Raw genomic sequence first — 17456 nt, 5'->3', positions numbered from 1 at the left:
TTGGCATGTTCGGCCGCCGGTTGGCGGCCTGGGTTGCGGCCCTGGCTCAAGGTGATCGTTGCGTGTCAGGCGACGGGATGACCACCCAGCTCGGGGTTTGTTAAAAGATTGGCGCTATGCGCCCGTGTAGAGCAGGGTGTTGGGGCTGTTGGTGCCTGCGCTGGTCACCTTGCCCGTGGTGGCCGCTGCCACCAGTGCGTCTCGTACCTGCTGGGGCGTCGCCGAGGTGTGGGTGGCCAGGTAGAGCGCTGCGGCTCCAGCCACGTGGGGCGTCGCCATCGAGGTGCCGCTGATGGTGTTCGTGGCGCTCGTGCTGCCGATCCAGTCCGACTTGATGCTGCTGCCGGGCGCGAAGATGTCCAGGCAGCTCCCGTAGTTCGAGTAGCTCGCCCGTGCGTCCGTGCTCGTCGTGGCTCCCACGGTGATCGCCGCCGGGACGCGGGACGGCGACGAGCTGCAGGCGTTCGTGTTGCTGTTGCCCGCCGCGACCGCGTACGTCACGCCCGCCGCGATCGACGCCTTCACCGCGTTGTCCACCGCCGTCGACACGCCGCCGCCGAGGCTCATGTTCGCCACCGCCGGCTTCACCGCGTTCTGGGTGACCCACTCGATGCCGGCGATCACCTGGTCGTAGGTGCCCGAACCCTCGCAGTCGAGCACCCGCACGGCGGTCAACCGCACCCCCTTGGCCACACCGTACGCGGAACCACCGACAGTTCCGGCGACGTGCGTGCCGTGGCCGTTGCAGTCGCTGGCGTTCGAGTCACCGTCGACGAAGTCGTAGCCGGACGTCGCGCGGCCGCCGAAGTCGCTGTGCGTCAAGTTGATGCCGGTGTCGATGATGTAGGCGTGCACGTTCGACGCGGTGGTCGAGTAGTTGTACGCCTGGTTCAGCGGCAGGTTGCGCTGGTCGACGCGGTCCAGGCCCCACGACGGCGGATTCGACTGCGTGGCGGTGATCGAGACGCGCCGGTTCTGCTCGACGAACGCCACCGACGGATCGGCCGCGACCCGCTTCGCCTGCGACTCGCTCATCGTCGCCGAGTAGCCGTGCAGCGCACGCGAGAACGTTTGCCGCACGTTGCCGCCGAGCTTGCCGGTCACCTCGCTGACCAGTGAAGACACCGGTGACGCCGAGTCCTTGAACACCACGATGTAGCTGCCGGAGATCGCGCCGGGCGCATCCGCGCCGACGATCGACCCCTCCTGGGCGGAAGCCGGGGCGGTGAACCCGACGGTCGCGACCGCAGCGGCCGCGAGCGCCACACCGGCTGATCTGGCCTTGCTGAGCAGGGACTTGGACATGAGTCCTCCTTGGCAGGGCCGGCGCGATGAGCTGGGGAATCGCCCACCGCACCGCAAGGGGTGAGACTTTTTCACGGTAGGACCGCGTCACCGCCCCGCGGAAGGACTGGCACCCGGGTGGCTCCCGGCGAAAGTAGGGCGGACCAGCCGCCCGGTGTGGATCAGTCGGCTGTCGTGACGCCCTCGATCACGTCCAGCACCTGCCGGGCCGTCACCGCGCCCACGGCCTTGCCCGTCTCGTCCACCACGACCCCCAGGCCCGTCGGCGACGACAACGCCGCGTCCAGCGCGCCCCGCACCGACGTGCCGCGCCGGTAGAGCGAACCGCCGGCGACCAGGTCCGACTCGGCCAGCCCGCCGTCCACACTGGACCCCGGAGCCAGCCAGCCCCGCGGCTGCCCGGAGTCGTTCACCGCGAGCAGCCACTCCTCCGTCGGACCGGAGACGTTGTCACCCAAGGAAACCGTGGCCACCGAACGAACTTCCACGCCCGTAGCGTCCACAAAAGACAGTCCACGGTAGCCGCGGTCGCGGCCCACGAAGGACGCCACGAAGTCGTCCACCGGGTGCCGCAGCACGTCGGCCGGCGTGCCGTACTGCGCGAGCCGCCCGCCGACGCGCATCACGGCCACCTTGTCGCCCAGCCGCACGGCCTCGTCGATGTCGTGTGTGACGAACACGATCGTCTTGCCCAGCTGCGACTGCAACCGCAGCAACTCGTCCTGCAGGCCCTCGCGCACGATCGGGTCGACGGCCGAGAACGGCTCGTCCATCAGCAGCACCGGCGCGTCCGCGGCCAGCGCCCTGGCGACCCCCACCCGCTGGCGCTGACCGCCGGAAAGCTGCGCCGGATAACGCTTCCCCAGTTCCGCGGGCAGACCGACGATCTCCAGCAGCTCGGCCGCGCGGTCGCGCGCCTTCCGCTTGCCCCACCCGGACAACACGGGCACGGTCGCGACGTTGTCCAGCACCGTCCGGTGCGGGAACAACCCGGCGTTCTGGATCACGTACCCGATGCCGCGCCGCAGCACCGGCGGATCCTGCTCGCGGATGTCCTTCCCGTCGAGCAGCACCCGTCCCGAGGTCGGCTCGACCATGCGGTTGATCATCCGCAGCGACGTCGTCTTCCCGCAGCCAGACGGCCCGACGAACACCGTGATGGTGCCGTCCTCGACCGTCAGGCTCAGGTCGTCGACGGCGAGCGTGCCGTCCGGGTAGCGCTTGGTCACGCCGTCGAACTCGATCAACACGCCCTCCCAGCGAAAAGCCTTCCCGGAGACGCGCCCAGCGCCTCCGGGAAGGTCCAGCTTAGCCGGTGACGCCGTCCTCGATCGCCGCCTTCGCCACGGCCGCGGCGACCTCGGGGGCGACGCGCGGGTCGAGCGGGCTCGGCACGATGCGGTCCGGCCCCAGGTCGTCCTGCGCGACGGCGACGATCGCCTCGGCGGCCGCCAGCTTCATGTTCTCGGTGATCGCCCGCGCGCCGGCGTCCAGCGCGCCCCGGAACACGCCGGGGAAGGCGAGCACGTTGTTGATCTGGTTCGGGAAGTCGCTGCGCCCGGTCGCCACGATCGCCGCGTACTTGGCGGCCTCGTGCGGGTGGACCTCCGGGTCCGGGTTGGACAACGCGAACACGATCGGGTCATCGGCCATGCCGGCCAGCAGCTCCGGCTCGATCGTGGACCCGGACAGCCCCAGGTACACGTCCGCGCCGCGCAGCGCCTCGGCCAGGCCGCCGCGCAGACCGGCCTTGTTGGTGGTCTGGGCCAGCTTCTCCTTGACCGGGTTCAGCCCGTCCCGGCCGGAGTGGATGATGCCGCGCGAGTCCAGCACCGTGACGTCGGCGACATCGGCCTCCTGCAGGATCTTCGCGCACGCGACACCCGCGGCGCCGGCGCCGGAGACGACCACCCGCTGCTGCTTGATGTCCCGGTCGAGCACCAGGTTCGCGCCACGCAGCGCGGCCAGCGTCACGATCGCCGTGCCGTGCTGGTCGTCGTGCATGACCGGGCAGTCCAGCGCCTCCTTGAGCTTGTCCTCCAGCTCGAAGCAGCGCGGGGCGGAGATGTCCTCCAGGTTGACGGCGCCGTAGGACGGGCGCAGCCGCACCAGCGTCTCGACGATCTCGTCGACGTCCTTGGTGTCCAGCACCAGCGGGATCGAGTCCAGGCCGCCGAAGGTCTTGAAGAGCACCGACTTGCCCTCCATGACGGGCAGCGACGCGCTCGCGCCGATGTCGCCCAGCCCCAGCACCGCGGTGCCGTCGCTGACGACGACCACGAGCCGGTGCGCCCACGTGTAGCGCTGGGCCAGCTCGGCGTTCTCGGCGATGGCGCGGCTCGCCTTGGCCACCCCCGGCGTGTAGGCGATGGAGAGGTCGCGTGGCTGCGAGATCGGGCGCGTGGCCGCCACCGAGAGCTTGCCGCCCTCGTGACCGCGGAAGATCTCGTCGTCGGTCACCGGCGAGTAGTCGGTACCCGTCGGCGGCACTGCCTCGGCCGCCGTGCTCTTGCTGACCTCGTCGTTCATCGATGTCCCTGCCCTCGTATCAGAGGTCTGAGCGTAGGTCATGGAAATGAATCCCTCCCGGGACCGTGTGCGGGGACACTGCCCCATCCCCCAGTGGCGTGGTTGATCTCGCAGCTCGGTAGCCCGGGCGCGGTGGCGCCGGCAGCCGGCTCGGCGTCCGTCTCGGCCGTGCGGAGCCCTTGGTGAGGCGACGGCCGCGGACGCGGCGGTCCCCCCAGTGTTGCAGGCTCCGCACCGGTTGTGATGCCGAGGTGCGGTTGATGTCACAAAAAGGGGAGGTCAACGGGGTTCTAGCAAGACGTCCGTCCGGCTTGGGAGTGCCCCGCTAGGGTTGCGGTATGGAGGTCCGCCAGCTCGCCGTCCCCGACGCCTACGAGTTCACGCCGCGTTCGTTCCCGGACCACCGCGGCCTTTTCGTCGCACCGTTCCAGGAGGCGGCGCTCGTCGAGGCGATCGGGCACCCGCTGCACGTGGCGCAGACGAACCACAGCGTGTCCCGGCGGGGGACGATCCGGGGAGTGCATTTCGCCGACACGCCGCCCGGCCAGGCGAAGTACGTCTACTGCCCGCGTGGCGCGCTGCTCGACGTCGTGGTGGACCTGCGGGTCGGCTCACCCACGTTCGGCACCTGGGACGCCGTGCGGCTCGATTCGGTGGACTACCGCGCGGTCTACATCGCGGAAGGTCTCGGGCACGCGTTCGTCGCGCTGGAGGACGACACCGTGATGGCCTACCTCTGTTCGACCGGGTACAACCCGTCGGGCGAACACGGGATCACCCCGCTCGACCCCGAGCTGAAACTCCCCTGGCCGTCGGACCTCGCGCCGATCCTGTCCGAAAAGGACGAAGCGGCCCCGGCTCTCGCTGAGGCCGCCGCCGCCGGGCTGCTGCCGGTCTACGCCGACTGCGTCGCCCACTACGAAAAACTCCGCGCGGGCTAGAGCCTCAACCGGCGACGTTCACACTCTCATCGTCCGCGTGCGCGCCGAACTCGGCGACGCGCACCTCCGCGATGCGCTCGTACCGGCTGATCCGGTCGGTCCACTCCGCGTCGACGCCGAACGCCGCCTGCGCGAAGCCCACCCGCCGGACGGCCTCGGCCAGGCCCGGATCCCCAGGGGCCAGCAGCCGCGCCGGCGCGTCGAGCGCCACGGTGTGCGGCGGCACGAAGTACTCGTCCGGCAGAACGGTGCGCGCGTGGACGAGCGCGCCGACAGCGACGACCGAGCCGGCCCCCAACCGTGCGCGCTGCAGGACCGTCGCCGCGGTCGCCACGTAGACGCACCGGCCGATCTCGCAGCCCAGCAGCGTGGCATGGGGTCCCACGAAGACGTGGTCGTCGAGAAGCACCGGCTGGTCGCCGGCGACCGCGGACCCGCGCAACACCGCGTTCTCGCAGATCACCGCCGCCTCCCCGACCTCGATCCGAGACCCCTCGGCATCGAGCACCGCGCCGTACATGACCCGAGCCCTCGGCCCCACGCGGACATCGCCGGCGAGTGTGGCCGTCGGGGCGATGTAGGCGGTGGGGTGGACCTGCGGTTCACACCCGCGGTGCCGGATGCGGATTCCCCGCGCTCGCACGATCACGACCGGATTCTCGGCCGACCGGCCGCGAGCGCGCTGGCGGATTCCGGACGTCTCGTTCGCCCGAGGGCAGCGATGCGGGCCGGCCCCACCCCGCGTCGGGGTTCGCTGGGGCAGGTGCGCGGCCGTGAGGAGCGGCCTCACACTCAGCGCGACCCTTCCTCCGCGACACGCCGGGCCACACGCAGTCTGCCGGTCGGGCTCAGCGGCGCGTGACCGTGAGACACGAGGACCTACGCGGCCTCACGGTCACAACCTCCCCGGGCAGTACGACTAGAAGTCCTCCGCCAGCACGCGGGCGATGTTGCGCTCGGCCAGCGCGGTGATCGTGACGAACGGGTTCACGCCCGTGCTGCCCGGGATGAGCGAGCCGTCGGTGACGTAGAGGTTGCGGTAGCCCTTCACGCGCCCGTACAGGTCGGTCGCCTTGCCCAGCACCAAGCCGCCCAGCGGGTGGTACGTGAACCGGTTCTCGAACGCCCGGGTGTCGCCGAACAGGTCGTAGCGGTAGATCGTCCCGTTCGCCGAGTTGATGCGGTCGAACAGGCTCTTCGCCGCGTCGATCGACGGCTGGCCCTGCGCGACGTCCCACTGCAGGACCGCCTTGTCGGCGCCCGGGTCGTAGGAGAACCACCCGCGCTCGGGGTTCTTCGTGATCGCCAGGTACAGGCTCGCCCACGTCTCCAGCCCGGCGGGCACCGGCGCGATCTCGGCGAACACCGGGTTGACCGGGTCCTCCCACGCGTCGATGCCGAGCGCGGGCATGCCCGACTCGACCGGGCCGACCGGGTCCCACACGTGGTTGGCCCGGCCCAGCATGACGTTGCCGTTGGTGCCCCAGCCCTGGCCGACGTCCTCGCCGAGGTCCGGCAGCTTGCCGGTGTCGCGCGCCCGCACCAGCAGCTCGGTCGAGCCGAGGCTGCCGGCGCCGAGGAACAGGTACTTCGTCCCCAGCTGGCGCACGCCGAGCACGTTGCCCTCGGCGTCGATCTGCCGCACTGTCAGCGTGTACGTGCCGTCCTGCTGCTGGGCGATGTCGCGGACCTCGGTGAGCGTCTGGATGGTGACGTTGCCGGTGCCCAGCGCGGCCGCCAGGTAGCTCTTGTCCAGCGAGCGCTTGCCGTGGTTGTTGCCGTAGATGACCTCCGACGCCAGCGCGGACCTCGGCACCTCGCCGGCCTCTTCCCGGCGCATGTAGTCGAAGTCGTAGACGCTAGGCACGAACGTGGTCTTGAGCCCGGTCTTCTGCGCGTGCTTCCGCGAGACGCGCGCGAACTGGTAGCTGTCGCAGGTCTCGAACCAGTCCGGGTCGATGTTGTTGACGCCCAGCATGGAGTTCGCGAGCGGGTAGTACGTGCCGTACATCTCGTCGGCGTCGACCTCGGGCAGGATTTCCTCGAAGTACCAGCGCTTCGGGGTCACCGCCATCGCGCCGTTGACCAGCGAGCCGCCGCCGACACCGCGGCCGACGTAGACCGACATGTCGCCGAAGTGCACGCGGTCCAGCACGCCCGCGTACGGGTCGATGTTCCGGTTGGCCAGGTCGAGCCAAAGGAACGAGGCCAGCGGCGCCTCCGTGCGGTTCTTGAACCACGACGACCGGCGGTCCGGGCTGAGCATGTCCGAGAAGATCTTGCCGTCCTCGCCCGGCGTGTTCCACAACTGGCCCATTTCGAGCATCAGCGTCGGGACGCCGGCCGCCCCGAGGCGCAGCGCCGTGACGGCGGCGCCGTAGCCGGTGCCGACGACGACTGCCGGCGAGTAGTCGGTGGCCGCCGAGGCGGAGGTCCGGGTCGAGATCGTGGTCAGCCCGAGCGTGGCGGCGGAGCTGAGCGCGGTCAGGCCGAGGAACCGGCGTCGAGAGAGGGACATAACGCGAACCATATTCGGATCGACCTTGCTTTGTAAACGGTGTTAATCCCTAGTGGCGCGATGCCAGGGTCGGCTCCGGGCTTTCCCCGATGGTGCCGTTTGCGCAGGTCGGACAGGATTTGGATCATGAAGATCGCACTCGCAGCGGCCGCCGTCGCCGCACTCGCCCTGACGGTCACCAGCGCTCTCCCCGCCCGCGCCGCGGAGGACACGTTCGCCGACTGCCCCGCCCTGCCCGCCGGCGCGGACCCGGGCCAGTGGCGCTGCGAGGTGCTCGACTCGACCGCCACCATGTCCTTCGGCGACGTCCGGGACCTCCCGCTCGGACCGATGCGCCTGACCTTCGCCGAGGGGCAGCTGAACGGCGAGTACGCGCAGGTGTTCGGCGCGCTGAGATCCGAACCGGTCGCGGTGCCCGGGCTCCCCCGCGCCACCGTGCGGTTCGGGTACGGCGGCCACTCCGACTTCCAGTCCAACGACGAGCGCAAGGGCGAGATCGACCTCGTCGCCGAGTTCGACGCGCCCTACCTGCCGCGCGACTGCGCGACCGGCGTCATCCACTCCGTCCTGCAGGCCGACGGGCCGACCGAGGTCGTCTCGACCGACCCGCTGACGTTGAAGTTCGCCACCTACGACCACGAACTGGCCGTGCCCGCCACGGAGAACTGCGGCCCGCTGGGCCGGGTGGTCGACCGCCGCCTCGGCCTGCCCGCCGCGTCCGGGACGAACTCCTACGCCCAGACCACGACGGTCCGCCTGCGCGACTACTGACGCTTCGGCGTCACCCAGATCGTGATGGTGGCGGTGACGACGGGCTTGCCCGCCCGGTCGGAAATCACGACGGGCACCGGCAGTTCCACGCCCTCGCCGCCGAACTCCGGGATCTCCGGCAGCTCGGCGACCGCCCGCAGGCTCGTCTCCGCCTTCGCCACGTACCGCACCGTCATGCCCTTGGGCAGCCACCGGTGCGTGGCGGGCAGGGTCGACTCGGCGAGCATCCCCATCGCGATCTCCGCGAGGTTGCACGCCGCGATCGCGTGAAATGTGCCGATGTGGTTGTGAACACCCCACCACTTCGGCGCGCGCACCGCGCAGTAGCCGGGACGCAGCTCCTCCACGGTCGGCAGCACCGAGCCGAAATAGGGCACACGCAGGCAAATCGCGGTCGAGAACAGTCGTTTGCCGCCGGGCAGCGCGCTCAGCCGCTGCCACAACGAGTAGGTCGAAACCACCGGCGCCTCCTATGTTACCGACCGGTAGCAAAGCAGATCGGTGGCTATATTCGCAAACGTGGACCACGAGCTCTTCCTCTTCCGCCACGGTCAGACCGAGTGGTCGGTGAACGGCAAGCACACCGGCCGCACCGACATCCCGCTGACTCCCGCCGGGGAGAACCAGGCGCGCGCCGCCGGCCTGACCCTGCAGACGCTCCGCAAGGGCCCCGCGCTGGTGCTGACCAGCCCGCGGCAGCGCGCGGTGCGCACGGCCGAGCTGGCCGGGCTGCGGATCGACGAGCAGACCGAAGACCTCGCGGAATGGGACTACGGCGACTACGAGGGCGTCACCACGCCGGAGATCCGCAAGACCGTGCCCGGCTGGACCGTCTGGACACACGAGATGCCCGGCGGCGAGACCGTCGAGCAGGTGACCGCCCGCGCGGACGCCCTGCTGGAGCGGGTGCGCGCGGCGCTGGCCGACACCGAGGTGATCCTCGTCGGCCACGGCCACTTCAGCCGGGTGCTGATCGCCCGCTGGATCGGGCTGCCCGCCACCGCGGGCGTCCACTTCGGACTGGACCCGGCCGGGGTGACGGTCCTCGGCGACGAGCGCGGCGAGCCGAAGATCGAGCACCTCAACATCCCGCCGTCCTGACCGTAGCGATCCCGTACCGCACCGCGGTCAGCTCGCTTGAATCGAGGTCAACGAGGACAGCCCGGCGTCATCCGCCTCGCTTAGCGTCGAGCCGTGAACTCCTTCGCCCGGGCGACCCACGTCGGCAGCCTCCTCCGTCCCCCGCGTCTGCTGAAGGCACGGGCCGACCACGCCGCGGGCCGGCTCGACGACGCCGGGCTGCGGCGTGTCGAGCAGGAGTCGATCCTGGTGGCGCTGTCGGTGCAGCAGGACAGCGGCATCGGCGTCTACACCGACGGCGAGTACCTGCGCACGGATTTCATGAGCAGGCTCACCGAGCACGTCGACGGTTTCGCCGCGCAGGCGCCATCGCTGGAATGGCAGTCCGGCGACCACGCCGAGGAGGACAGCAGCATCCTCCGGCTCATCGGGGGCAAGCTCGCCTACCGCGAACGGTTCACCGACCGCGAGGCCGCCTTCCTCGCCGCGCACGCGCCCGGCCCCTTCAAGATCGCGATCCCGGAGGTCACGAACTTCGTGGTCGCCAACTGGGACCCGCGGGTCAGCGGCCCGCACTACCCCAGCCGCGCCGACATCGTCGACGACCTGGGGGCCGTCCTGCTGCAGGAGGCCGCGGCGCTCGCCGAGGACGGCGTCCGGCACGTCCAGATTGACGCGCCGTGCTTCATCGCCTTCGCCAACCCGCGCATCCTCGCGCTCTTCGAGTCGGAGGGCATCGACGCGCGGGACCTGCTGCGCCGCTGCATCGAAGCCGACGCGGCCGTCGTCCGGCTGCTGCGGGAACGCGGCGTCGCGGTGGGAATGCACATCTGCCGCGGCAACTACCGCGGCCAGTGGTTCAACGAGGGCTTTTACGACGACATCGCGGCGGACGTGTTCGGCGGCATCCCGGTGGACCACTGGCTGCTGGAGTACGACACCGAGCGTGCGGGCACCTTCGAGCCGCTGCAGCATGTGCCGGACGGGGTGCGGGTCGTGCTGGGCCTGGTCACGACGAAGACCGGCGAGCTGGAGGACCCCGATGAGCTCGCGCGGCGGGTGGACGAGGCCGCGCGGATCGTCCCGCTGGCGGATCTGGCGGTCAGCCCGCAGTGCGGGTTCGCATCGGAGGTGCAGGGAAACCCGCTGACTTGGGATGATCAGCGCCGGAAGCTGGACCTGACGGTTTCGGTGGCGCAGCGGGTCTGGGGCGGGGTCTGAGTCTGGCAGGATCGGGTGCAGCTCACCCGCCGAATCCTGGGAGTCCCCATGCCCGACAGCCGCATCCGCCGTATCCGCGAGTCCGATGTGGACGAAGTCGCGCAGCTGGTGCACGAACTGGCAGCCTACGAGAAGGCGCCGCAGGACTGCCACCTGACGGCCGACCGCCTGCGGGTGGCGCTGTTCGGCGACAGCCCCGCGGTGTTCGGGCACGTCGCCGAGCAGGACGGCGAGATCGTCGGGTTCGCGCTGTGGTTCCTGAACTTCTCCACCTGGCGCGGCGTGCACGGCATCTACCTGGAGGACCTGTTCGTCAAGTCCGAACTGCGCGGGTCCGGGCTGGGCAAGGCGCTGCTGGCGACACTCGCGAAGGAGTGCGTCGACCGCGGCTTCGCGCGGCTGGAGTGGTCGGTGCTGGACTGGAACCCGGCGACCGGCTTCTACAAGTCCCTCGGCGCGACGCCCATGGACGAGTGGACCGTCTACCGCCTCACCGACACCGCCCTGGACAAGCTCGCGAAGCTCGCCTAGTCCTCCTCGCCGCGCTCCCGGCGGCGGCCGGCCATCCCGCCGCGCTCGGCGGCCTCCTCCTCGGTCTCGTCCTCGTGCTGCCCGAGCGCCCACGCCCGCGCGGGCTGGCGGAACAGCAGCACGATGATCGCCACCCCGAGGACGATGATCGGCACCCCGAACCCGGGCCGCCCGGACGGCCCGGCCATGTACCAACCGACGCCGGCGGTGATGAGCGCCATCACCAGCCCCGGCGAGCGGGCCCAGGTGTGGCCGAACAGCAGTCCGATCGCGCAGCCGACGACGGCGAGCCCGAACAGCACGTAGAAGGCGCCCTCGGCGAGCACGCTGGTCAGCGGCATGGAGTCACCGGGCGAGGCGAACAGCAGGGCGCCGAACACCAGCAGGCCGATCCCCGGCAGGACGGTCAGCGCGCCGGCCACCCTGACCTCGCGCGGAGCGGGTGAAATCTTGTCGGCGAGCGCCATCGCGAAGGGCCTTCCACCAGCGGCTGAGCGGCACGGGTGACCGTGTGTGAACGCCATCGATACTAAGCCACCCGGTCGGCCGTTTTCGAACCGCGGCCATCCGCGTCAAGATCTGGGTGTCGTCGATGAGCCGGCGGACGCCCGGGGTGCACTTGTCACGACGAACGGACCGTGCCGAACGACGGGAGGTCAACCGGCAGTCTTTTCGCAGTGATGAGGTTCGCGCTGACGCTTGGGATGCGCCCGATTGGCCTACCCTGCGGATATGCGCGCGATTCTGGTGGTCAACCCGCAGGCCACGTCCACGACGGCCGGCGGGCGGGACGTGCTCGCGCACGCGTTGGCCAGCCAGGTGAAGCTGGAGGTCGTGGAGACCGACTACCGCGGCCACGCGCTGGCGGTGGCCAGGGACGCCGCACGGGACGGCATCGACCTGGTGGTCGCCCACGGCGGTGACGGCACGGTGAACGAGGTCGTCAACGGCCTGCTCGCCGACGGGCCTGCCACGCAGCTGCCCGCGCTCGGCGTCGTGCCCGGCGGGTCGGCGAACGTGTTCGCGCGCGCCCTCGGCATTTCCCGGGACCCGGTGGAGGCGACGCACCAGCTGCTGTCGGCCATCGAGTCGAGCCGGAGCCGCCGCGTCGGGCTGGGCCTGGCGGACGGGCGGTGGTTCACCTTCAACGCGGGCCTCGGCTGGGACGCCGACGTGGTCGCCACGGTCGCCGACCGGCGCGGGAAGCAGACGAACGCGCTGCTGTACATGCGGGCGGCGGTGACGTGTTACTTCCGCCCGCGCTCGCCCCGGTTGCCGCTGACCGTGCACGTGCCGGGCGAGGAGCCGGCCGAGGTGCGGATGGCGTTCGTGTCGAACACGGATCCCTGGAGCTACCTCGGTGAGCGGCCCGTCCACCTCAACACCGGCAGCTCCTTCGAGCGGGGTCTCGGGCTGTTCGCGCTGCGCAAGCTGTCGCTGCCGCTGGTGTTCCGGCACGTCCGCCAGGCGCTGCGGACGGAGGCCGAGCACCGCGGCAAAGCGCTCGTGAAGTACGACGACCTGGCGAAACTCAGCGTGACGGCCGAGGAGCCGGTAAACTTCCAGGTCGACGGCGACCTGATCGGCCGTCGGACGCAGGTGGACTTCACGAGCGTGCCCGACGTGCTGACCGTGCTGGCGTGAGTGATCGGTCCGGCGATCTGCAACTTGCCGTTCGTCGACGCACACGGTCCACTCACCGCATCGTCCTTCCCCCGCGAAGGCCGTTTCGGAGAGAAACCGCAGGTCAGCGGGGTCGCCTGACCAGGTGAGCTGACTCACCGATGTTGCGAAAACACTTGTCGAAAGCGGTGCTTCGTGAAAGCATTCACAAGCACCCCAAGAAACGATCCGCCATGACGACCTGTGGCGCAGCACGCTCTGCGCCCCGAGAAGGAGCTCACAGAAATGGACTGGCGCCACGACGCTGCCTGCCGCGACGAGGACCCGGAGCTGTTCTTCCCTGTCGGGAACAGCGGTCCCGCGCTGCTGCAGATCGCCGAGGCGAAAGCCGTATGCCACCGCTGCCCGGCAGCGTCCGAGTGCCTGGCCTGGGCCCTGGCCAGCGGCCAGGACTCCGGTGTCTGGGGCGGGATGAGCGAAGACGAGCGCCGTGCCCTGAAGCGCCGTCGTGCTCACATCGGCATGCGCACCGCCTGACCTCTCCACGCGCTGCGGCGTCGCTTAACGCGTCTCTTACGAGAGTACGCGGGACCTGACGCAGGGGCTCACACGCCCCCACTTAACGTTCGAAGGCCCGGCCCCCACCTCCCGCGGGTGCCGGGCCTTTGAACGTCCTGAGCAGGGTTTTTTGGTTTCGGCTGCTCTCGGCTGCGCGGCTGCCACACGGTGCCTCCACGGCACCCCGTGCCTCACTGCCCCAGGACCGCCCGGTGACGTTCCGCTTCGGCCTCAGCCCCGGCTCCTGGTTCCGTCCGGCGCCGGCCGCTGCTCCACCTAACTCCAGCTGCCGCTCCTGCCTGCAACTGCTCCGTTTCATCACCTGCACCGGCCGCTGCCCTACCTGGGCGCCTCCCACCCGCGCGAGACGCCCACTCGCAACGGCACCGTCGGCCCTCTCACCTAGACACCATTGGCCCTCTCGCCTCGGCACTGTTGACCCTCTCGCACCTTCCAAGCACCGCTGGCCCACCCGCGCGGGCACGGTTGGCCACCTCGCGCGGCGCGACTGACCCACTCGTGCGGGCGCACGACCGGCCATCTCACGCACGCACCGGTGGCCATCCCGCACAGGGACGATTGGCCCACTCACGCATGCAGGACCGCTCACCTCACGCAGTCACCAGCGGTCACCTCACCCGGGCGCGATTGGCCCACTCACGCACGCAGGACCGCTCACCTCACGCAGTCACCAGCAGTCACCTCACCCGGGCGCGACTGGCCCACTCACGCGCAAAACCACCGGCCACCTCGCACACCCAGGGCGACTGGTCACCTCACGCGGGCACGACCGGCCACCTCAAGCAGCCACGACTGGCCACCTCAAACAGGTGCCAGTGGTCACCTCGCGCCGGCCCACCCACGCCCATACAACCCGCCCACCGAAGCAGGCCCCAAGAACTACGGCCGCCGCCCCAGAGGCAGCCTCAACGCGGCCTCCGTGCCGCGCGCAGCGCCGTCGCGGAGCTTCCGCAATGACAGCGAACCCCGCAGCTCCGACTCCACCAGGGTGCGCACGATCTGCAGCCCGAGCCCGTCAGCCCGCTCCAGAGAGAACCCGGACGGCAACCCCCGGCCGTTGTCGCGGATCAGGACGTCCAGCCAGCGCGCCGAGCGGCTCACCACGATCTCCACCTTGCCCGGCCGCCCGTCCGGGAAAGCGTGCTCCACCGCGTTCTGCACCAGCTCCGCCAGCACCATCACCAGCGGCGTCGCGATCTCCGCGACCACCACCCCGAACGACCCGGACCGGCTGATGCTCACCCGCGACTCCGCGGTCGCGACCTCGCCGACCATCGGCAGCACGTTGTCCAGCAGCTTGTCCAGGTCGACCCGCTCGTCGACCGACACCGACAGCGCCTCGTGCACCATCGCGATCGACGCGACCCGCCGGACGGACTCCGTCAGCGCCTGCCTCGCCTCGGCGTTCGAGGTGCGCCGCGACTGCAAGCGCAGCAACGCGGCCACCGTCTGCAGGTTGTTCTTGACCCGGTGGTGGATCTCCCGGATCGTCGCGTCCTTCGACAGCAACGCCCGGTCCCGCCGCTTCACCTCGGTCACGTCCCGGCACAGCACCAGCGCCCCCGCCGGCTGCCCGTGTGGCCGCAGCGGCAACGCCCGGAACAACACGACCGCACCCCGCCGCGACTCGGCCTCCGTGCGGCTGCCCGGCTTCCCGTCCAGGGCGTCCAGGATCCGGTGGGCGACCTCCGTCGCGTCGAACGGGTCCCGGATCAGCGACCGCGTCAACGGCGCCAGCCGCGTCCCCACCAGGTCCGACTCGTGCCCCATCCGGTGGTAGGCCGACAGGCCGTTGGGGCTCGCGAACACCACGTTCCCGGCCGCGTCCAGGCGGATCAGCCCGTCCCCCACCCGCGGACTCGTGTGCACGTCCGTCTGGCTGTCCACGTGCGGGAACGTGCCGTCCACGATCATCTGGCACAGGTCGCCCGCACTACCGAGGTAGGCCACCTCGAGCGGGCTCGGCACGCGCGGCGCGGCCAGGTTCGTCTCGCGGGACAGCACCGCGATCACGTTCGAACCGAACGTCACGGGGATCGCCTCGCGGCGCATCGGCAGGTCGCGGTACCAGTGCGGGTCCTCCTCGCGGCAGATCCGGACCTCCCGGATCGCCCGCGCGAGCTGCGGGTGGTCCTCCACCGTGAACCGCGTCCCGACCACGTCCTCGGGGTGCGCGGTGGGCGCCGTGGTGGGGCGGGCCTGCGCGACGCACACGAAGTCGCCGCCCTGCTCGTTGTGCTCCGGCGACACCGGCACCCACAGCAGGAAGTCGGCGAAGGACAGGTCGGCGAGCAGCTGCCACTCGGCCACCACGGCCTGCAGGTGGTCCGCCGCCTCGCCGGACAGGCCGGTGTTCTCGGCCAGCAGGTCGGAAAGTGTCGTCACGCTGGTACTCCTCCTCGGGGCAGCTCAAGTGAACCAGAGCGGGACCTTCCCGGCACCCGCCGGGGCGAGCCTGAGACACTGGTTGGCAGATCGCGACCAGGGAAGGAGCAGGCATGTCGAAGCGAGCCCGCAAGCGCCGCGACCGCCGGAAGAACGGCGCCAACCACGGCAAGAAGCCCAACAGCTGAGTTCGGGCACGAGAAAGGCCCCGGTGCCATGGCAGCGGGGCCTTCGTCGTGTCCGGGGTACTACTCCGCGTTCTGCTCGAGCCGGACCTCGGTCCGCTCGATCGTCACGTCACCGCGCCGCTCGACCGTCTGGTAGATCGACGCCCGCAGCTTCTGCTTGAACTCGTCCGGGGCGGTGTCGCCGCCGCACTTGCGGTGCAGGAGCTGCTTGAGCTGCTCGTCGATGCCGTACTCCTCGAGGCACGGCGGGCAGTCCTCGATGTGCTTGCGCAGCTGCGCGTCCCGCTCCGGGCTGCACTCGCGATCCAGCAACAGGAAGATCTCGGCGAGCGCCTCGGAACAGCGGACGTCGTCCTTGTGCGGCTCACGACCGGTGGTCATCGCGCTACCTCCTGCTTGGCGCCGCGGATGAAGCCGCGCTCGCGCGCGACGTCGGCGAGCAGGTTGCGCAGCTGGGCGCGGCCACGGTGCAGGCGGGACATCACGGTCCCGATCGGCGTGTCCATGATCTCGGCGATTTCCTTGTAGGCGAAGCCCTCGACGTCGGCGAGGTACACGGCGAGCCGGAACTCCTCCGGCAGCTGCTGCAGCGCGTCCTTGACGTCGCTGTCGGGCAGCCGGTCCATCGCCTCGACTTCCGCCGACCGCAGACCGCTCGAGGTGTGGCTCTCCGCCTGGGCGATCTGCCAGTCGGTGATCTCCTCGGTGGGCTGCTGCACCGGCTGACGCTGACGCTTCCGGTACCCGTTGATGTAGGTGTTGGTGAGGATGCGGTACATCCAGGCCTTGAGGTTCGTGCCCTCCTTGAAGGAGGCGAACGCGCCGTAGGCCTTGAGGTAGGTCTCCTGCACGAGGTCCTCGGCGTCCGCCGGGTTCCTCGTCATGCGCAGAGCGGCCGAGTACAGCTGGTCCAGCAGCGGCATCGCGTCGCGCTCGAAGCGCTCGGCGCGCTCTTCGACCGGCTCCTGCTCGGAGCCGGATTCGGGCACCGCGGAGTTCTGCGTGCTCGGCAAACCGTTCCCTTTCCCATCCGCGTCGAAGCGGTCCACACCCGTGGCCGGGTGCGCATACGACAGCTTCGAGGATACGCGGACGGGCTTGGCCGGGCCGGGTACACCGGCCGGCCGGGTGACGGCCTGCACACGGGCTCGTCGATCAGCAAGCTTTGACGGCACGTCCGTGTCAACACCGCACGATCCGGGCACATTCCCCGCCGCGGGAAAAGGACTTGCGCCTCCCGGCTACCGTGCACCCCATGGCCGGGAAGGGAACGCCGGCGACCGCCCTGCTCGCGAAGCAGAAAGTCGCGCACAAGCTGCACGCCTACGACCACGATCCGAAGCACGAGTCCTACGGCCTGGAAGCGGCCGAGGCGCTCGGGCTCGAACCGGACCGCGTGTTCAAAACGCTGGTGGCCGATGTGGACGGAAAGCTGACGGTCGGCGTGGTGCCGGTCACCGGGCAGCTGGACCTGAAGGCGCTGGCCGCGGCGGCCGGCGGCAAGCGGGCGAAGATGGCGGACGCGGCCGCCGCCCAGCGCGCGACCGGATACGTCCTCGGCGGCATCTCACCGCTGGGCCAGCGCTCGCGGCTGCCGGTGGTGATCGACGAGACGGCGGAGAAGTTCGAGACGATCTACTGCTCGGCCGGCCGTCGCGGCCTGGAGGTAGAGCTGGCGCCGGCCGACCTGGTGCGCCTGACCTCGGCGACGGTGGCACCCATCCGCGCCTGACCCGGCGGGCGGCACCCGGCCACGGCGCCTCCGGTGCGGCGCCAGGCAGGCGG

At 70.5% G+C, this 17456-nt stretch carries 17 protein-coding genes and 1 pseudogene; 8 read left to right on the top strand and 10 right to left on the bottom strand.

What is annotated here, in order from left to right:
- Positions 1-120 precede the first annotated feature (120 nt).
- The 3 genes and pseudogenes from ABZ193_RS39620 to ABZ193_RS39610 form a co-directional block, all read right to left on the bottom strand.
- Positions 121-1305 (bottom strand): annotated as a pseudogene (locus ABZ193_RS39620) (S8 family peptidase); the annotation flags it as partial.
- Positions 1306-1466: 161 nt separating this feature from the next.
- Positions 1467-2555, bottom strand: a complete 1089-nt coding sequence (locus ABZ193_RS39615) for an ATP-binding cassette domain-containing protein (protein ID WP_354713823.1) — start codon at positions 2553-2555, stop codon at positions 1467-1469.
- Between the two features lie 58 nt (positions 2556-2613).
- On the bottom strand, positions 2614-3834 hold the full coding sequence (locus tag ABZ193_RS39610) for an NADP-dependent malic enzyme (protein ID WP_354713821.1): 1221 nt from the start codon (positions 3832-3834) through the stop codon (positions 2614-2616).
- A 338-nt stretch (positions 3835-4172) separates the two neighbouring features.
- Between ABZ193_RS39610 and ABZ193_RS39605 the strand changes: the two genes are divergently transcribed.
- The gene (locus ABZ193_RS39605; RefSeq protein ID WP_354713820.1) at positions 4173-4775 is read left to right on the top strand and encodes a dTDP-4-dehydrorhamnose 3,5-epimerase family protein; all 603 of its coding nucleotides are present in this window, start codon (positions 4173-4175) and stop codon (positions 4773-4775) included.
- Between the two features lie 4 nt (positions 4776-4779).
- Here the strand turns inward: ABZ193_RS39605 and ABZ193_RS39600 are convergent, their stop codons facing one another.
- Together ABZ193_RS39600 and ABZ193_RS39595 are read right to left on the bottom strand one after the other, a co-directional pair.
- A complete protein-coding gene (locus ABZ193_RS39600) occupies positions 4780-5424 on the bottom strand; it encodes an acyltransferase (RefSeq protein ID WP_354713818.1) in 645 nt (214 codons plus the stop codon).
- A gap of 270 nt (positions 5425-5694) precedes the next feature.
- Entirely contained in the window at positions 5695-7293 is a 1599-nt protein-coding gene (locus ABZ193_RS39595) for a GMC oxidoreductase (protein WP_354713816.1), read from the bottom strand.
- A 126-nt stretch (positions 7294-7419) separates the two neighbouring features.
- Between ABZ193_RS39595 and ABZ193_RS39590 the strand changes: the two genes are divergently transcribed.
- Positions 7420-8064 carry a hypothetical protein gene (locus ABZ193_RS39590; protein WP_354713814.1) on the top strand — a complete coding sequence of 215 codons (645 nt, stop codon included), beginning with the start codon at positions 7420-7422 and terminating at the stop codon, positions 8062-8064.
- On the opposite strand, the gene ABZ193_RS39585 is transcribed toward ABZ193_RS39590, so the two are convergent.
- On the bottom strand, positions 8058-8525 hold the full coding sequence (locus ABZ193_RS39585; protein ID WP_354713812.1) for a hotdog fold domain-containing protein: 468 nt from the start codon (positions 8523-8525) through the stop codon (positions 8058-8060). The two genes, ABZ193_RS39590 and ABZ193_RS39585, sit on opposite strands and share 7 nt — an antisense overlap.
- Positions 8526-8583: 58 nt before the next feature.
- Between ABZ193_RS39585 and ABZ193_RS39580 the strand changes: the two genes are divergently transcribed.
- The 3 genes from ABZ193_RS39580 to ABZ193_RS39570 all read left to right on the top strand — a co-directional run bounded on the left by ABZ193_RS39580 (position 8584) and on the right by ABZ193_RS39570 (position 10896).
- Entirely contained in the window at positions 8584-9165 is a 582-nt protein-coding gene (locus ABZ193_RS39580) for an acid phosphatase (protein ID WP_020420492.1), read from the top strand.
- A 93-nt stretch (positions 9166-9258) separates the two neighbouring features.
- Positions 9259-10365: a cobalamin-independent methionine synthase II family protein gene (locus ABZ193_RS39575; RefSeq protein WP_237339564.1), complete on the top strand. Its 1107-nt coding sequence runs from the start codon at positions 9259-9261 to the stop codon at positions 10363-10365.
- A 48-nt stretch (positions 10366-10413) separates the two neighbouring features.
- Positions 10414-10896, top strand: a complete 483-nt coding sequence (locus ABZ193_RS39570) for a GNAT family N-acetyltransferase (protein WP_017984698.1) — start codon at positions 10414-10416, stop codon at positions 10894-10896.
- Here the strand turns inward: ABZ193_RS39570 and ABZ193_RS39565 are convergent.
- Positions 10893-11363, bottom strand: a complete 471-nt coding sequence (locus ABZ193_RS39565; protein ID WP_020420494.1) for a hypothetical protein — start codon at positions 11361-11363, stop codon at positions 10893-10895. The two genes, ABZ193_RS39570 and ABZ193_RS39565, sit on opposite strands and share 4 nt — an antisense overlap.
- A gap of 265 nt (positions 11364-11628) precedes the next feature.
- Here ABZ193_RS39565 and ABZ193_RS39560 point away from each other — a divergent pair, with 265 nt between their 5' ends.
- Positions 11629-12540, top strand: coding sequence for a diacylglycerol kinase family protein (locus tag ABZ193_RS39560; RefSeq protein WP_354713809.1), 912 nt, complete (start codon positions 11629-11631; stop codon positions 12538-12540).
- Between the two features lie 264 nt (positions 12541-12804).
- The gene (locus ABZ193_RS39555) at positions 12805-13056 is read left to right on the top strand and encodes a WhiB family transcriptional regulator (RefSeq protein WP_026153466.1); all 252 of its coding nucleotides are present in this window, start codon (positions 12805-12807) and stop codon (positions 13054-13056) included.
- A gap of 921 nt (positions 13057-13977) precedes the next feature.
- On the opposite strand, the gene ABZ193_RS39550 is transcribed toward ABZ193_RS39555, so the two are convergent.
- The 3 genes from ABZ193_RS39550 to ABZ193_RS39540 form a co-directional block, all read right to left on the bottom strand.
- Entirely contained in the window at positions 13978-15483 is a 1506-nt protein-coding gene (locus ABZ193_RS39550; RefSeq protein ID WP_237339566.1) for a PAS domain-containing sensor histidine kinase, read from the bottom strand.
- A 248-nt stretch (positions 15484-15731) separates the two neighbouring features.
- Positions 15732-16052, bottom strand: a complete 321-nt coding sequence (gene rsrA / locus ABZ193_RS39545) for a mycothiol system anti-sigma-R factor (protein ID WP_020420497.1) — start codon at positions 16050-16052, stop codon at positions 15732-15734.
- On the bottom strand, positions 16049-16684 hold the full coding sequence (locus ABZ193_RS39540) for a sigma-70 family RNA polymerase sigma factor (RefSeq protein WP_026153467.1): 636 nt from the start codon (positions 16682-16684) through the stop codon (positions 16049-16051). Before ABZ193_RS39540 ends, rsrA begins: the two co-directional genes overlap by 4 nt.
- A 242-nt stretch (positions 16685-16926) precedes the next feature.
- Here ABZ193_RS39540 and ybaK point away from each other — a divergent pair, with 242 nt between their 5' ends.
- Positions 16927-17403, top strand: coding sequence for a Cys-tRNA(Pro) deacylase (gene ybaK / locus ABZ193_RS39535; protein WP_020420498.1), 477 nt, complete (start codon positions 16927-16929; stop codon positions 17401-17403).
- The last annotated feature ends 53 nt before the right edge of the window (positions 17404-17456 follow it).

Origin of the sequence: Amycolatopsis sp. NPDC006125 (assembly GCF_040614195.1) — a bacterium.
Classification (GTDB): Bacteria; Actinomycetota; Actinomycetes; order Mycobacteriales; family Pseudonocardiaceae; genus Amycolatopsis_E; species Amycolatopsis_E tucumanensis.
The sequence above is the reverse complement of the archived record's forward strand: the minus strand, read 5'-3'. Positions and strand labels throughout refer to the sequence as shown.

Coding starts and splice junctions, on each gene's coding strand:
- ABZ193_RS39590 (WP_354713814.1), top strand. CDS start 7,420: ATGAAGATCGCACTCGCAGCGGCCGCCGTCGCCGCACTCGCCCTGACG.
- ABZ193_RS39560 (WP_354713809.1), top strand. CDS start 11,629: ATGCGCGCGATTCTGGTGGTCAACCCGCAGGCCACGTCCACGACGGCC.
- ABZ193_RS39595 (WP_354713816.1), bottom strand. CDS start 7,293: ATGTCCCTCTCTCGACGCCGGTTCCTCGGCCTGACCGCGCTCAGCTCC.
- ABZ193_RS39605 (WP_354713820.1), top strand. CDS start 4,173: ATGGAGGTCCGCCAGCTCGCCGTCCCCGACGCCTACGAGTTCACGCCG.
- ABZ193_RS39570 (WP_017984698.1), top strand. CDS start 10,414: ATGCCCGACAGCCGCATCCGCCGTATCCGCGAGTCCGATGTGGACGAA.
- rsrA (WP_020420497.1), bottom strand. CDS start 16,052: ATGACCACCGGTCGTGAGCCGCACAAGGACGACGTCCGCTGTTCCGAG.
- ABZ193_RS39610 (WP_354713821.1), bottom strand. CDS start 3,834: ATGAACGACGAGGTCAGCAAGAGCACGGCGGCCGAGGCAGTGCCGCCG.
- ABZ193_RS39565 (WP_020420494.1), bottom strand. CDS start 11,363: ATGGCGCTCGCCGACAAGATTTCACCCGCTCCGCGCGAGGTCAGGGTG.
- ABZ193_RS39555 (WP_026153466.1), top strand. CDS start 12,805: ATGGACTGGCGCCACGACGCTGCCTGCCGCGACGAGGACCCGGAGCTG.
- ybaK (WP_020420498.1), top strand. CDS start 16,927: ATGGCCGGGAAGGGAACGCCGGCGACCGCCCTGCTCGCGAAGCAGAAA.